16 protein-coding genes and 2 pseudogenes are annotated in these 14,366 nt (G+C 43.8%); 7 read left to right on the plus strand and 11 right to left on the minus strand.

Going from position 1 to position 14,366, the window contains the following annotated elements; all coding sequences use genetic code 11:
- Window positions 1–121: 121 nt before the first annotated feature.
- Complete coding sequence (locus D5281_RS16925; protein ID WP_330585110.1) at window positions 122–598, plus strand: hypothetical protein; 477 nt, start codon at window positions 122–124, stop codon at window positions 596–598.
- Window positions 599–697: 99 nt separating this feature from the next.
- Here the strand turns inward: D5281_RS16925 and D5281_RS16930 are convergent, their stop codons facing one another.
- The 5 genes from D5281_RS16930 to ispE form a co-directional block, all read right to left on the minus strand.
- Window positions 698–1,162 carry a DUF1934 domain-containing protein gene (locus D5281_RS16930; protein ID WP_160561285.1) on the minus strand — a complete coding sequence of 155 codons (465 nt, stop codon included), beginning with the start codon at window positions 1,160–1,162 and terminating at the stop codon, window positions 698–700.
- A gap of 146 nt (window positions 1,163–1,308) precedes the next feature.
- Complete coding sequence (gene murI, locus D5281_RS16935) at window positions 1,309–2,130, minus strand: glutamate racemase (protein ID WP_160561286.1); 822 nt, start codon at window positions 2,128–2,130, stop codon at window positions 1,309–1,311.
- A gap of 60 nt (window positions 2,131–2,190) precedes the next feature.
- Window positions 2,191–2,544: a hypothetical protein gene (locus tag D5281_RS16940; protein WP_160561287.1), complete on the minus strand. Its 354-nt coding sequence runs from the start codon at window positions 2,542–2,544 to the stop codon at window positions 2,191–2,193.
- Between the two features lie 147 nt (window positions 2,545–2,691).
- Window positions 2,692–3,372: a GntR family transcriptional regulator gene (locus tag D5281_RS16945; RefSeq protein ID WP_160561288.1), complete on the minus strand. Its 681-nt coding sequence runs from the start codon at window positions 3,370–3,372 to the stop codon at window positions 2,692–2,694.
- Between the two features lie 114 nt (window positions 3,373–3,486).
- Window positions 3,487–4,359: a 4-(cytidine 5'-diphospho)-2-C-methyl-D-erythritol kinase gene (ispE, locus tag D5281_RS16950; protein ID WP_160561298.1), complete on the minus strand. Its 873-nt coding sequence runs from the start codon at window positions 4,357–4,359 to the stop codon at window positions 3,487–3,489.
- 434 nt (window positions 4,360–4,793) lie between these two features.
- Between ispE and D5281_RS16955 the strand changes: the two genes are divergently transcribed.
- Window positions 4,794–5,402, plus strand: a complete 609-nt coding sequence (locus tag D5281_RS16955; RefSeq protein WP_160561289.1) for a hypothetical protein — start codon at window positions 4,794–4,796, stop codon at window positions 5,400–5,402.
- A gap of 101 nt (window positions 5,403–5,503) precedes the next feature.
- Here D5281_RS16955 and D5281_RS16960 read toward each other — a convergent pair whose 3' ends face one another.
- The 6 genes from D5281_RS16960 to D5281_RS16985 form a co-directional block, all read right to left on the minus strand.
- Window positions 5,504–7,075 (minus strand): DUF3794 and LysM peptidoglycan-binding domain-containing protein, encoded by a 1,572-nt coding sequence (locus tag D5281_RS16960; protein ID WP_330585112.1) that lies wholly within the window; start codon window positions 7,073–7,075, stop codon window positions 5,504–5,506.
- A gap of 139 nt (window positions 7,076–7,214) precedes the next feature.
- On the minus strand, window positions 7,215–8,120 hold the full coding sequence (locus D5281_RS16965) for a dihydroorotate dehydrogenase (RefSeq protein ID WP_277935423.1): 906 nt from the start codon (window positions 8,118–8,120) through the stop codon (window positions 7,215–7,217).
- The gene (locus D5281_RS16970) at window positions 8,120–8,905 is read right to left on the minus strand and encodes a dihydroorotate dehydrogenase electron transfer subunit (RefSeq protein WP_456299544.1); all 786 of its coding nucleotides are present in this window, start codon (window positions 8,903–8,905) and stop codon (window positions 8,120–8,122) included. Before D5281_RS16970 ends, D5281_RS16965 begins: the two co-directional genes overlap by 1 nt.
- A gap of 116 nt (window positions 8,906–9,021) precedes the next feature.
- Window positions 9,022–10,386 carry a dihydroorotase gene (locus tag D5281_RS16975; protein WP_277935422.1) on the minus strand — a complete coding sequence of 455 codons (1,365 nt, stop codon included), beginning with the start codon at window positions 10,384–10,386 and terminating at the stop codon, window positions 9,022–9,024.
- Between the two features lie 304 nt (window positions 10,387–10,690).
- Window positions 10,691–11,761 carry a hypothetical protein gene (locus tag D5281_RS16980; RefSeq protein ID WP_160561292.1) on the minus strand — a complete coding sequence of 357 codons (1,071 nt, stop codon included), beginning with the start codon at window positions 11,759–11,761 and terminating at the stop codon, window positions 10,691–10,693.
- A 58-nt stretch (window positions 11,762–11,819) separates the two neighbouring features.
- A complete protein-coding gene (locus D5281_RS16985; RefSeq protein WP_334296620.1) occupies window positions 11,820–11,990 on the minus strand; it encodes a helix-turn-helix domain-containing protein in 171 nt (56 codons plus the stop codon).
- Between the two features lie 56 nt (window positions 11,991–12,046).
- Between D5281_RS16985 and D5281_RS16990 the strand changes: the two genes are divergently transcribed.
- The 5 genes and pseudogenes from D5281_RS16990 to D5281_RS26970 all read left to right on the plus strand — a co-directional run.
- Entirely contained in the window at window positions 12,047–12,208 is a 162-nt protein-coding gene (locus tag D5281_RS16990; RefSeq protein WP_160561293.1) for a DUF4294 domain-containing protein, read from the plus strand.
- 212 nt (window positions 12,209–12,420) lie between these two features.
- Window positions 12,421–13,068: pseudogene (locus D5281_RS26965) on the plus strand (TetR/AcrR family transcriptional regulator).
- Window positions 13,061–13,630: a flavodoxin family protein gene (locus D5281_RS17000; RefSeq protein ID WP_160561294.1), complete on the plus strand. Its 570-nt coding sequence runs from the start codon at window positions 13,061–13,063 to the stop codon at window positions 13,628–13,630. The pseudogene D5281_RS26965 and the gene D5281_RS17000 overlap by 8 nt, the downstream one beginning before the upstream one ends.
- Window positions 13,627–14,031 carry an FMN-binding protein gene (locus tag D5281_RS17005; RefSeq protein ID WP_160561295.1) on the plus strand — a complete coding sequence of 135 codons (405 nt, stop codon included), beginning with the start codon at window positions 13,627–13,629 and terminating at the stop codon, window positions 14,029–14,031. The genes D5281_RS17000 and D5281_RS17005 overlap by 4 nt, the downstream gene beginning before the upstream one ends.
- Window positions 14,032–14,090: 59 nt before the next feature.
- Window positions 14,091–14,276, plus strand: a pseudogene (locus D5281_RS26970) (sigma-70 family RNA polymerase sigma factor); the annotation flags it as partial.
- Between the last annotated feature and the right edge of the window lie 90 nt (window positions 14,277–14,366).

Consider the following 14,366-nt stretch of genomic DNA (forward strand, 5'->3'; position numbering starts at 1 on the left):
AAATCCAATTTTTATCTCGTTTCTGTGAAATCACTTGCCTATTCTTTCCCGAAATGCTAGAATAATTTCTATACTGTCATTTTGGGATTCTGAATATGTTTAAGCGGCAAGGAGGTTTATTGTGAGTAAAATAGCCATCATCTTATTAGTTATTCTGGTAGTATTAATCATCGCACTTGTAGTATTATATTTTCTTGGGAAAAAGGCTCAGAAGCGTCAAGAAGCGCAGCAGGAACAGATTAACGCCATGAAGCAGACCGTATCTATGCTGATTATAGATAAGAAGCGCATGAAACTAAAAGAGTCCGGACTTCCGCAGATGGTCATTGACCAGACCCCCAAGCTGCTTCGTGGAAGTAAGCTTCCTGTGGTAAAAGCAAAGGTAGGTCCTCAGATCATGACCTTAATTTGTGAAGAAAAGATATTTGATTCTGTTCCCGTTAAGAAAGAAGTAAAAGCCGTAGTAAGCGGTATTTACATTACAGATGTGAAAGGACTTCACGGCAAACCGGTAGTTGCCCCTGCCAAAAAGAAAAGTTTCTTTAAACGGACACTTGAAAAAGTCCAGGAAAAGGCTGGCGCAAAGCCAATTAAATAAAAGGAGCCTGCTTGAAAAGCAGGCCTTTTTAAGTTTATTTTCTAGAGTAAGATTAAGCTGATTTTAAGTTCAACTTCTTAAAGAAGCCCCTTAGGGCTTTCAGGATAATGTCTGCGATCCGTATCCAAGGTTTATGCCTTCCTCGCGGGGCCTTAATTCCATCTCTATCCGGCAGTCAGCCAAATGCTGGTAATTCGCCTCTAAGGCATAATCCACCTCCACCCGGATTTGGTTTTCCTTCTCCTCCACTAGAACAGATTCCGTGTCAATCCCAATTAAAATAGTTCCATATGGCGTCATATAGCTGGTCATATTTTTCTTATTTTCTTCAAACACCATATGTACATTTATGAGACCTTTTTTATAAACCTCCAGACTGGAATCACTGAATTTGATCCTGTTTTTTGTGACATCTGTAAATCCTTCCATCATTTCTTCATAAATTACATAATGCTTTCCATTTCTCTCATAATAATCCGCCGGCGTTATGGTTTCCAATGCCTGTGTTTCCTCGCCGATTTCCATCTGAAGACCTTTGAGAGATAAAAGTACCTCTTTCGTCATTTTTATTTTTCATCCTCCTAACCCGGATAAACCGGAGTCAAATTTTAATTTCTCACACATTTTTTATGATTCGCCTCATGCAGTGTACCTCAAGTTCCTGTGCAAACTTCTGAAGATATTCGCACAAGGGTTTTCGGCATGGCGCACTAATAATCTTCTATCGGAATAATTTTGGCGGATAGTATTCCATATTTGATAATGGAATTTGCAAAATGCATAAATTTTTCCGCACCATCACTGACATAAAAACGGTATCTGTTATCGCCAAGCCGGATTTCTTCCTCATTCAACATATTTTCTGTCCTTAGCAGCTCCTTTAGTTCCCTTGCCGTCTCATAAGCAGGATTTACTAAAGTCACCTTTACTCCCATAACCCGTCCAATGGTAGAGCGTATCAAAGGATAATGCGTACAGCCTAAAATCAGGGTATCGATGCCAATATCAATCAGCTCCGTCAGATATCTTTTGGCTATCTCATCCGTAACCGGATCCTGCAAAAGCCCTTCCTCCACAAGAGGAACAAACAAAGGGCAGGCCTTTCCCACTACATCCGCATCCTGTTTTATTTCTTTTATGTATCTGGAATAAATACTGCTGCCAATCGTACCTTCCGTGCCGATTACTCCTATTTTCCCGTTTGCGGTAGCCTCCGCCGCCACCTTAGCCCCCGGCTTTACCACACCAATCATGGGAATATCCACTTCCCGCTCTATCTCATCCAGGGCGTAAGCGCTTGCCGTGTTGCAGGCCACCACAATTGCTTTCACATTCTGGGTCTGTAAAAAACGGATAATCTGTTTTGAATATCTGGTAACCGTTTCCTTTGATTTACTGCCATAGGGCACTCTTGCCGTATCCCCGAAATAAATAATTTTTTCATTGGGGATCTGCCGCATGATTTCCCTTACCACCGTAAGTCCTCCCACACCGGAATCAAAGACTCCTACGGGTGCATTTCTATTTATCATCTCAATCTATTTCTCCTGTTATTTTATCTTTCCAGCCGGCGGTAAAACGCCTTCTCTGTTTTACCTGCCCTGATATACATATTCTATCAGACGGCTTTTTATACGTATTGTACCCGATATTTCCATCGTTTTTCCTTTCTTAACTTCTGTCAAGACTTCTTTATGATGGCTGTCATTTTCAGCATTCGCTTTATTATCCGGAAAAGCTCTAAAAGCTTCTGTTATTTCCCCGCCTTCAGACTGCTTTTCTTCGCAATCGTCATACCCCTCGTCTCCTTCCTGTTCTTCGCAGTCTCCATACGCTTCATATTCCTGTTCATAGGCGTCTTTTGTTAGACACAAATCCGGATACACGAATCCCCACCAGCCCAAGGTACCAATTAACAATACAATAGCTTCACATGCTCTTTTCATTGAACCACTCTCATCCTTCCATCGTCAGCCCAAACCATTTCCAGGCTGGCCACTGTTTAGACGCATCGCACTTCAGATAAGACAAGCTACATCTGGTTGGACTAATTGCGTCTATGATAAGAGTGTGTCCTTATCTATTTATTCTATTCAATTTCTTTGATTTTCCATTCTAATTTGTTTCATAATGGATTCTTCCTGATTATCTATATGGAGCTTTGCCGCTTTTGAGGCACGTTCTTTATCCCTGCCGGCAATGCTCTCATAAATCTCCCTATGCTCAGCCACAAGCATATCATGCTGGCTTTCTTCCATAATATAAACAAAACGGTAGCGGTACATCTGCTCAGATAGGTTGTTTACCAGCTGCACAAGGCGCTCATTGCCGGTAGCCGCTACGATAATATCATGGAGCGCCACATCCGCCTTTGCAATCACCGATGCGTCCTTTCCCTTGGCCGCCCTCTCAAATTCTTCGCAGGCCTTCTGCAGGCGTTCTAAATCTTCCTCCCTGATTCTTTCACAGGCAAGCTCCACACTGAGGGCATCCAGGGTACGCCTAACCTCCAGCACATCCTTCAAACTTTTCTCCGTAATCCGCGCCACCTCCGCGCCGCGCCTTGGAATCATAATCACAAGTCCCTCCAGCTCCAGCTTTCGAATCGCCTCCCTGATTGGCGTACGGCTGACTCCCAGCCGGTTGGCAAGATGCACTTCCATAAGACGTTCTCCAGGCTTTAGCTTACCTGTGAGGATCGCGCTTCTTAAAGTATTAAATACCACATCCCTAAGAGGTAAAAATTCATTCATATCAATTTGAAATTCTTCCATATTTACACCCCCTGCATACCGCAAGCTTACTTGCGGTACTGCCTTCAATAAAGAGTTTGGAAGTTTACTTCCAAACTTATACCCCTTTCTAAAGCCTTTCCCTAAGCCAAATGCTTATACAAACTCTGTCACATAAATCTGCTTGGCAAGTCCCATTTTCTCCACTGCCTTATACGCTTCCTGAGCCCTTTCCCTCTCCCTGTAAATTCCAAAAACAGTAGGGCCGCTACCGCTCATAAGCGCATTTTCCGCCCCCTGCATAACCATAGCTTCCTTAATTTGATGGATGACCGGATATTTTTTTATGGTCACGGTCTCCAGCACATTCCCCATGCGCTCAGTAATCCCTCTAAGGCTCCCCTCCTGCAATGCCTCCACCATGCCGTCAATATCAGGATGCTCTGACAAAGTATCCGCATGGAGATTTTCATATACATATTTAGTAGACACATCAATGTCCGGTTTCACTATCAGCAAATATGCCTCAGGCGGCGCTGCAATAGGGGTTAATATTTCCCCAATCCCTTCCGAAAGCGCTGTTCCTCCCACTATGCAATAGGGTACGTCCGCTCCAATTTTTACACCCATTTTCTGCATATCCTCAAGGCTCATAGATAGTTCAAAGAGCTCATTTAATCCATGAAATGCCGCCGCCGCATCGCTGCTTCCTCCTGCCATACCGGCCGCTATGGGAATGTTCTTATTTAATGAAATGTCCACTCCTTCCTTCACCCCGTAAGTTTCCATAACCAGCTTTGCCGCTCTGTAAATCAAATTACTTTCATCACCGGAAAGCTCCTCCTTATCCACTGAGAGCAAAATATCTGGTAATGGTTCTTTACCTGCTCTTTTCCGAAAGGTCAGGGTATCAAAAATTCCTACTGTCTGCATTACCATCCTCACTTCATGATAACCATCAGGACGTCTCCTTAAAACATCCAAGCCCAAATTTATTTTAGCATATGCTTTTCTAGTAACCTGGTTCATAATCATTCTTACACCCCCTGCATACCGCAGGCTATACTTGCGGTATTGCGTTCATACTTTCTTAATCCTTTCAATTTACATTGGCGTTTGGAATATCTCTGAAAAAATAACAGCCTCCCCATGAAATTGCATCCGTTATTCAAAACTTCACATCCATTTCTGTATACATAATACATGAATTGTACTTAATTTTATACAATCCCCTCTCTCTTGTCAAGCACGTTACAGGCTTCGAAGGCTGTTTGTAACCGTTCGGCCCGGGACTTTGCATTTGCCGCAAAATCCGCGGGAGATTGGAATCGACCTGTCGGACACATTCATTACATATTAAATATATTTCATAACAATTTTAAGTAAAATACTGAAACTCTCTTGATTTTTACAAAGAATGTGCCGATAAGTAAATTGATAAAATAACCAAGGAGGGTGATACTATGAGCGTAAATGGAGTTACAGGTGGCTCTAATGTCTACAGCACAACATATGCTGCCCAGTCTAAGAACACCGAAACCAAATCAGAAGCTAAAACAGAAACTTCAAAAGGAACTACATCTGCCGGTGCAGTGTACGAGCCTTCTGGCGAAACTGCTAAAACCACTAAGTATAAACCTGATACGAATATGATTGCTAAGTTGAAAGCAGATGCCGATGCAAGGACCTCTCAGCTTCAGAGCCTTGTAGAAAAAATGCTCACCAAGCAGGGTCAGACTTATGGAAATGCAAACGACATGTGGAGCATTTTAGCCAGTGGCAAATTTACCGTAGATCCTGCTACCAAGCTTCAGGCTCAGGCCGATATCGCTGAAGACGGCTATTGGGGTGTTTCTCAGACATCCCAGCGTATTTTGGATTTTGCGAAAGCATTAACAGGCGGTGACCCCAGCCAGATTGAAAAAATGCGTTCTGCTTTTGAAAAAGGTTTCAAAATGGCTGAAAAGAAATGGGGCGGCAGTCTTCCCGACATTTCACAAAAGACTTATGACGCTGTACAGAAGGGATTTGACGACATGGCTAAAGAAGCCGGCCTTACAGTGGAAGATTAATATTTTGTATTAATCCTTAAAGACCTACGCCGTCAGGTGCACAACATAAAATTTCCGGAGCTTTTAAGAGGCTCCGGAAATTTTTGTGTCATAATGAAAGATTACGCATTTTTCACAATCAAAATTTTGTCCCCTGCCTTTACTTCATCAGAAGCAAGGTCATTGGTCTGCTTAATGACGGAAACAGGTACATAGTAGCGTTTTCCAATATCCCACAGGCTATCGCCTTCTTTTACCATATACACCGCTATTCCCGGAAGGGCCGCCATTTTTTCCATGTCAGGTTCTGTCACTACAATCTGCTCTACAATCTTTTCCTGCCATTTACTGTACACATTGGCTCTGAAATACAGTACACACTTTACGTCCACTTCTCCTGTATCAATAATAGATACTGTAATCTGATCTACAAAGGCCTGCACAGAATAAATACAGTTCTGATTGATGCCTTCTGCATCCAGCACATACTGGAATGGGATGGTTCCCTTAATCACACCATACTTATCTTCCTCATTGCTGCACTCATAAAAAATCTGCAAATTTACCACACCGGTAAGCTCAATTCCGCTCTCGTTCGCATTTTGCCCCGTTATCTGAAGGCTGCTTGTTGTATGCAGTATTTTGTGAAGCGTGATTTTTTCATCCGGGCATTTAAAGTGTCCTGACAGCTTTGTCTTACCGCTGCTTCTTGTGATAAGGTTTCTAAAATCCGCATTTTTTTCCACAACGGACACTTCATTTACCACGCCATACACATCCGAAAGAATATCGATCCGTTCTTCCTCATAAATGCAAATATCAAGATCCAGACATTGCTCAAAGGTGATGACCCTTTCCTCTCCGTCAAAATCCGGCCGAATCTCCACATCTCGGTTTTCCGCCCGGTAACGGATTTCTGGTATCATTCCCTCTCTCGCGCCAGGACAGTCCAAACTTCCTGCAAAGGGCAATGTGGTCTCATAATGACAGATTTCCTCCTCGTCCCCTTCCCCTTTATAAAGGAAAAAAGCACGCAGTTCGCCCTGTATCCCGATTTTATCCTCAAGCACCTTAAATTCCAGCGCCTCCGGTGTGATTTCTGACCAAATCATGGCAAAAATATTAGGAAAGCTCCCTGGTATTTCCACTTCCTCTTTTACCCTGAAAATGTCCTTCTTTTTGATAGCCATTGTGGCAACATCCAGTGTCTTTTTTCTGAACTCTACGGGTTCCTCACTGTAAAGGTCCACAGCGGTTTCCTCATCACAGATTTCTTCACAGGTAAGCATAAGCGTAACCACCGACTGCACGCTGAGCTTTCTGGAATTAATAAGACTTACGCTTAAATCCTCAAGCTCCCAATCTACGTTTACACTATCTCCCCCTTTGATACCCTCCACAAAAACCATCTCATCAAAAGGAATCGCTCCCTCCATGTCCGCCACGTCACATTTTACCGCCGAGGAAGCGCCTTTTTCTGCCAGATAAAGCACATGAAATTCCAGTTTGCCTTTCACATTTACATGATCATCGGTCACCTTCACTTCATCAATTATCACATTTCCTCTATCCATGATCAGTTTTGTGGCATCGGGCCTTGAATCTGATATGATCACATCATCCTCAAGTGTCATTTGTGTCTGGGCCTTGCATTTCATGCAGTCCATATGTATATTCCGTTTGATTAGCTCCACAAAAAACCTCCCCAAAGTCTACTTATCTTAATGTATGACCCAGGGAGGTAAAGTATGCCTCTAAGAAAGAAACAGTCCCGAAACATCTTCATCATCTATTTGAAATACAGGCGTATTTTGAACAAACAGCACAGTGTGTTTACTCCCTTACCCCACCAATCAATTCTTTTATATCTTCAACTCCATACTTTTGCATGTAAGCTTCGATTCCCTTTATTACTTCCATTGTCGTGTAGGGATTTACAAAATTCATGGCCCCTACCGCTACGGCGCTGGCCCCGGCCAGCAAAAATTCAATGGCATCCTCAAAAGAGCCGATTCCACCCATACCAATCACCGGTATGTTCACTGCATGGGAGGCCTGATAGACCATCCTTACCGCCACCGGCTTAATGGCAGGTCCCGATAAACCGCCGGTCTTGTTTGCCAGTACAAAGCTTCTTTTGTGAACATCAATTTTCATACCGGTCAATGTATTAATCAGCGAAATAGCATCCGCCCCTGCTGCCTCCGCTGCTTTCGCCATCTCCGCAATATCCGTCACATTGGGGCTGAGCTTCATCATCACCGGCTGCTTCGCCTTTTTCTTAATTTGGGATGTAATATCGTAAAGGCTCTCCGCCTTCTGTCCAAAGGCAATGGCGCCCTCCTTGACATTAGGGCAGGACACGTTGATTTCCAGCATGTCCACATCCGTATCCCCAAGCCGTTCCACCACCGCAAGGTAGTCCTCCACACTTTTGCCGCACACATTCACAATCACTTTCGTGTCAAACTGCCGCAAAAAAGGAATATCTCTTTCTACAAAAACGTCAATGCCCGGATTCTGCAAGCCGATTGCATTTAGCATTCCTCCGTAGGTTTCCGCCACCCGGGGCACAGGATTTCCCGGCCATGGTACACTCGCAACTCCTTTTGTCACCACTGCCCCTAACTTATTTAAGTCCACAAAATCGCTGTATTCCATGCCGGATCCAAAGGTTCCTGAGGCAGTCATAACCGGATTTTTTAATTCCACACCTGCAATCGTCACTTTTGTATTCATCAAATCTCCACCTCCCTTGCATCAAAAACAGGCCCATCTGTACAGATTCGGGCATTGTTTACATGGGAATGTGCATCCTTATGGGTGGTCTTACAGACACAGCCAAGGCACGCTCCTACGCCGCAGGCCATCCGCTCCTCCAGGGAAAGGTAGGCTTCTATCCGCTTTTCTTCGGCATAGCGCTTGACTGCACGAAGCATGGGTAAGGGACCGCAGGCCATAATCACATCCGCCTTTAGGTGCTCTGCCTCCATTGCCGTAAGCACATTTCCCTTTGTCCCCACACTTCCATCCTCTGTGGCAGCGTACACCTTTCCGTACTTTTCAAATTCTTCCTTCAGGAAAAGCTGATTGTCCCGGTACCCCAGAACAATCTCCGCATGTGTGCCTGCTGCCCAAAGATCTTTGGCAAGCTGCAGCATAGGCGGGATCCCGATTCCTCCTCCCATCAGCACTACCTGTTTACCACGTCCTGTTTCTATGGAATAGCCGTTTCCAAGAACGCCTAAAATATCCGCCTCATCTCCCGGCTGCCAGGCAGAAAAAATCTCTGTTCCCCTGCCCACTGCCCTGTATACCACCCGAAGTGCCTCTTTTTCCCTGTCCACCTCACAGATACTGATAGGCCGAGGCAGCAAATGCGCCTCATGGCCTGTATAAATGCCGATAAACTGCCCTGCTCTTGCCTCTTTCGCAAGCTCTGTGGACAGCCACATATCGTAGATGCCTTCCGTAAGCATATTCTGGGACAAAATTCTGGCCCGAACTTTCTTTTTCATACTTATACCTCCTGCTTATCGCGCAAATTTGTTCCATCCTGCCCCTCCACATTTATTCCAGGCACCTGCTCAAATCCCATATTGAATCAAGAATCGCCTGTGAAAATCCGTCTGTGAAAAATTTATTTTTCACAATATTCCTTCTCATACACTATCTTTCCCCCACAAATCGTGTAATAAACCACCCCGGGAAGGCTTTCTCCCACAAAAGGAGAATTGGCGGATTTAGACGCAAACTCTGACACTGTCCACCTTTCCTTTGGATGGAACAGCACCAAGTCCGCCGCCGCTCCTTCCTCTATCCGGCCTCCCTCTAATCCGTAAAGCAGACAGGGAGCCGTACTCATTGCCTTTATCAGTTCCGGATAAGTCAAATACCCTTTCTCCACCAACTCCCTGATTCCCAGGGAAAGCGCAGTTTCCAGCCCGATAATTCCGCTTGGCGCTTCTGTAATGGGTTTCTCTTTCTCCTCCTTGCTGTGAGGCGCATGGTCTGTGGCAATCAGGTCAATGGTTCCATCCTTAAGACCCTCTATGATAGCCAGCCTGTCCTCCTCCCCGCGCAGGGGCGGGTTCATTTTGGCCAGCGTGCCTTTTTGAATCGCCGCCTCCTCCGTCAGGGTAAAATGATGAGGGGTAGCCTCGGCGTGCACCCATGCGCCCGCCTCCTTTGCTCTGCGCACCAGCTCCACCGCCTCTTTTGTGCTGATATGTTGAATGACCACATCCGCACCTGTTAAAAGTGCAAGCTCCAAATCCCTTTTCACCAGGTCGATCTCCGCCTCTCTGGGTGAGCCGCCGATATGGTAAAATTCCGAAGCCTTTCCTTTGTTAATGCCATTGTTGAAAATCAGGGCAGGATTTTCCTCATGAAAGCTGATGGGTCTATGCAGCTTTTTCACCCGCTCCATAGCCTCCCTCACCAGCTCCTTATGAAGCAGCGGGATACCATCGTCCGTAAATCCTGCCGCGCCACATTCTGACAATCTTTCCATGTCTGTCAGCTCTTTCCCTGCCATTCCTTTTGTCACATTGGCGCAGGATGCTATATGGATATTCGTCTCTTTTCCTTTCGCCAGCACATAAGAAAGAGTGTTCTCATTGTCCACGCAGGGCTTCGTGTTGGCCATCAGAACAATTTGTGTAAAGCCTCCCTTTGCCGCCGCCCTTGCTCCTGTGTAAATATCTTCCTTATAAAGAAAGCCCGGGTCCCTGAAATGCACATGAGTGTCCGCAAGTCCGGGAGCAATCATAAGCCCTTCCCCTTCTATCACCTTTACATTTGATATACTTTCCTCCTTCCGGGCTGTTAGGTCTATCTTCGCCCCGGCATCTGCCAAAGGATCTTTCCCAAAAGATGTTCCTTCCTTACGGATAATCCTGCTAATTCTTCCGTTCTCAATCTGCAGATCCCCCTTGTACAGGCGGTTTCCGATCGGGTCTATTATCGTGCCATTCTTTATATAAAGTAAAAATTCCTTCATCATAATCCCCTTTCCTATCGGCGTACAAAAATTAAATATGTACAAGGCGCTCTCAGTCTGTACGCCTTTATTCTACCATGCCCCCTATCTTTTCACAATAACCCCGAAAATCTTTCCGCATTAACTCGTAACAGTTCATTACTATTCACGGCCTGGAAGCCGCTCATAGTAACATTCGGGGCGATATTTCCTCTCACACCTGAATCATGTTCTCACGGAATGCGCAGTAAATGCGCATTCCTGATCCGTGAAAAGTAACAACAGTTCACACTTCGGCTTCTCTCCTTGCGCAAAAACCATAAAAAGTCTAAAAAGCCCCCGCAATTTCCCCCATCAAGCCCTCAACTGCCTCCCTGCTTACTAAGAAAAATTCTGTCTCGTTTACTCTTGCCACCGCGTAAGTTTCATCATAAACATAGTACTCCTGGGTAATCTGCGGCGCCTCCTTGTTGTTTCTTTGATATGTCACCCTCAGAAGCACCTCGCCGCCTATGCCTTCCCCATCTTCGGGAATTTCTTTCTCAATAAAAATGCTCATCAGCTCCGTATACAGTCCATAAAAGACACTTTCATCCACTGCACGTCCGTCAAAGGTAAATCCCCCTTCTTCCGCCTCCATTACATACTCCTTCTCCCCTGTGTCTATTTTCACCTTTGACACCGTTTCAACGCTGACTATGCTGACTACCTTAAGGACAAAATCATAAGGATGCAATGCAAAAAGTTCATCTGCCGCCGCTTTCTTTACCGTCCATATCTGGTCTGCCGCTTCCACATAATAGTTTCCCTCGCCGTCCTCTTTTCCGAATTGGTACAGAAGTCCTTTATCCGGCTGCGCCTGTCCGCCAGCCTCTGTCTGTCCCTCATAGTAAGCCACGAAAATACTGCGGTTTCCCTCCTCAATTCCGGTCTGTTTCCGGCTTATATTTTCTGTTCTGCCAAGCTCCAAATCCGCCACCATCTGAAAATAGTCGTACATGACTTCCGTATCTACGGAAACCATAGACTCGTAGGGTACGGAAATTGCCCAGCAGTCAAAGGAATTTTTATATTCCCTGGGCTCATAAGAAACTGCAAAAAATGGTTTTCCTTCCATACTCACACAAAGTCCCCTGATTGCCGGCGCCGATACTCCCTCTGTCTTTCCTTCCGGCAGATCACTTTTCCATTTTGCAAGGCTGCTTTCCTCTCTTTGCACCGTATACGTCACATCTTCCTTTTCTGTTTCTTCTGCCTGCTTTTGCGCATTTTCTCTTGTCCGTCCACATCCGCCCAAAAGCGTCAGACATCCCATCAGACACAAAACCGGTAAATACCGCATGCATTTCTTTTTTTTCAAGGAATCCTTATTATGTCCCATTCTGTTTCTCCCGTTCATTTTCTCACTTCCTGTCAAGCTCTTTTTCATTATCTTTCTTAAAAATCGTTATATAAATCTACTTTTTTTGCACCTGCTCCCGGTATTTAATGGGTGATACCCCCGTATGCTTCTTAAACGCCAGCGAAAAATAATTCATATCATGATACCCAACCATGATAGCAATCTCTCCTGCCTTCAAGGTTGTGGTTGCCAGCAGTGATTTCGCCTGTTCAATCCGCTTTCGCACAATATACTCGTTACACCCTTCTCCGGTAGCACGCTTAAACAGACGGGATAATGCTCATGTACGGTAAAGAAGCAAGCAACCGAAAACAAGAGATAGACCGCCAGCTCCACACTATTCCGAACAAAAGAACCAAAGACCAAAAGACAAGCATTATGGAAATGTGCATAACAGGCTATGGAATCATGGATAACTCTATTCACAGCACATGGAAAACCTAAAGTGCAGCTTTCCCACGTCCTGCAAACAGAGTTATCCACAATTCCATAAGTCAGCCAGTTATACACATTCCCACAATGCCGACGACGACGGAATCCCTCTCATTCACTTATTCATACATACATTTTTCAAAATGCTTTTCCCAGATAAAAGTTGACATTGTTCCTTAAAACCGCTATAATTAAACTCTAAGTTTAATTATAGGAGGTAAGCAATGGCAAGGAGAAAAAAAGAGCCGAGAAGCGTACACCGAGAAAAAATTGCTTCCGCTGCGTCAGTATTGTTTATGGATAAAGGCATTGTAGCAACATCTATGGACGATATAGCAAAAGCAGCCGGATATAGTAAAGCGACTTTATATGTGTATTTTGAGAATAAAGAGGAAATTGTTGGTATCTTAGTGCTGGATAGCATGAAAAAACTCTATCATTACATCGTTTCTGCACTTGAACAACAAGAAACCACAAAAGAACAGTACAATTTCATTTGCCGTGGGTTGGTTCAGTACCAAGAAGAATTTCCATTTTACTTCAAAATGGTATTAGATTAAATCAATATTGATTTTGAAAACCACGATTATCTTCCCGAAGAAAAAGAAACTTATCAAATAGGGGAAGAAATAAACGAAAAGATAAAGGAGTTTTTAATCTCCGGCATAGATAAAGGCGATTTGCGTGGCAATCTGAAAATCATGCCTACTATTTTTAATTTGTGGGGTATGCTGTCCGGGCTTATTCAGTTTGCAGCAAATAAAGAAGAATATATAAAAAAAACAATGGGCTTATCAAAAATCCAGTTTTTAGAGCATGGTTTTCATATGCTGTATTGCTCTATTGCAGACAAGGGGAATGAGTATGAATGAAAAAAGGTTGCTTGCTATTTTGGGAAGCCCTCATACAAACGGAACAACCGCGACTATGCTAAATTATACAATTTGTAGAGCCGAAGAAATGGGCTATACCGTAACGAAGATTAACCTATACGAAAAAAATCTTTCTTACTGTACGGGGTGTAGGGTTTGTATGAATACGCACACTTGTATTCAAAAGGACGATATACAGAAAATTGTAATATGTTTACAAAAATGCCAAACGGTTCTGCTTGCAACTCCTGTCTATTGGGCGAATGTGCCTGCTCCTGTTAAAAATTTATTTGACCGATTATTGGGAACAGCTATGGAGGAAACAAGCACTTTTCCTAAGCCACGTTTAAAGGGCAAGAAATATATGCTTTTAACTTCCTGCAACACGCCGTTTCCTTTTTCATGGATATTCGGGCAAAGCAGAGGGGCAATCCGCAGTATGGACGAATTTTTTAAGACAGCGGGAATGAAACCGATAGGCAAAATTGTATGTGCGGGTACAGCGAGTAAAAAAGAGTTACCAAAACAAACAATCAAAAAAATCGAAAGGTGTATGAAATGAGAATGTCTAAAAAGAAAGTAGTTTTATTTGCTGTTATGCTCCTTGTGCTTATTAGCTTGGTTTGGGGAATAATTTATCTTAAAAGTGTTACAGATTATAAACAGGCAATAAAGGAAACCACTTTTGAAGAAATAAATATTTCGGATATTTCCGACGGAGTTTATATTGGTGAATATGATGTAAATTTTATATATGCTAAAGTGGAAGTTACCGTGCAAAATGGAGAAATCACAAATATTAACATTTTGGAGCATAGGCATGAACGTGGAAAAGCCGCAGAAGCCATAACTAACAAAATAGTTGATGAACAGAAAATAGACGTAGACGCAATATCGGGCGCAACAAATTCAAGCACCGTTATAAAAAAGGCTGTTGAAAATGCCCTAAAAAATGGGCTATAACAATTCAAAAGTAACTGTAATCCATGCACCGCCCCATGTGGGAGAAAGGGGGAATTTCCGTGAATTGCACAGAAGCATACAAGGAGCATATCGAGTACACCTTTAACGCCTTTTGCAGAGTAGTCATACGCTATGCGGCTATCAACGCATGGCGTGACAGGGATAAGCGGCGGCAAAGGGAAATATCTTTTGAATACCTCACAGAAGAAAAGTTTTATCCATTCTGTACATCAGACACATATTTCTGTTGCTGCCCATTTATTCTGGCTTCAAATAAATCTGATTGATTGTCACAGAATTAACCGATATAATGACATCAGCATAGAGAAAGAGAA

Source organism: Parablautia muri, assembly GCF_009917485.1.
Lineage (GTDB): Bacteria > Bacillota > Clostridia > Lachnospirales > Lachnospiraceae > Suilimivivens > Suilimivivens muri.

Coding starts and splice junctions, on each gene's coding strand:
- D5281_RS16980 (WP_160561292.1), bottom strand. CDS start 11,761: ATGAACGGGAGAAACAGAATGGGACATAATAAGGATTCCTTGAAAAAA.
- D5281_RS16930 (WP_160561285.1), bottom strand. CDS start 1,162: ATGACGAAAGAGGTACTTTTATCTCTCAAAGGTCTTCAGATGGAAATC.
- D5281_RS16990 (WP_160561293.1), top strand. CDS start 12,047: ATGTACGGTAAAGAAGCAAGCAACCGAAAACAAGAGATAGACCGCCAG.
- ispE (WP_160561298.1), bottom strand. CDS start 4,359: ATGAACCAGGTTACTAGAAAAGCATATGCTAAAATAAATTTGGGCTTG.
- D5281_RS16945 (WP_160561288.1), bottom strand. CDS start 3,372: ATGGAAGAATTTCAAATTGATATGAATGAATTTTTACCTCTTAGGGAT.
- D5281_RS16955 (WP_160561289.1), top strand. CDS start 4,794: ATGAGCGTAAATGGAGTTACAGGTGGCTCTAATGTCTACAGCACAACA.
- D5281_RS17000 (WP_160561294.1), top strand. CDS start 13,061: ATGAATGAAAAAAGGTTGCTTGCTATTTTGGGAAGCCCTCATACAAAC.
- D5281_RS16965 (WP_277935423.1), bottom strand. CDS start 8,120: ATGAATACAAAAGTGACGATTGCAGGTGTGGAATTAAAAAATCCGGTT.
- D5281_RS16940 (WP_160561287.1), bottom strand. CDS start 2,544: ATGAAAAGAGCATGTGAAGCTATTGTATTGTTAATTGGTACCTTGGGC.
- D5281_RS16975 (WP_277935422.1), bottom strand. CDS start 10,386: ATGATGAAGGAATTTTTACTTTATATAAAGAATGGCACGATAATAGAC.
- murI (WP_160561286.1), bottom strand. CDS start 2,130: ATGATAAATAGAAATGCACCCGTAGGAGTCTTTGATTCCGGTGTGGGA.
- D5281_RS17005 (WP_160561295.1), top strand. CDS start 13,627: ATGAGAATGTCTAAAAAGAAAGTAGTTTTATTTGCTGTTATGCTCCTT.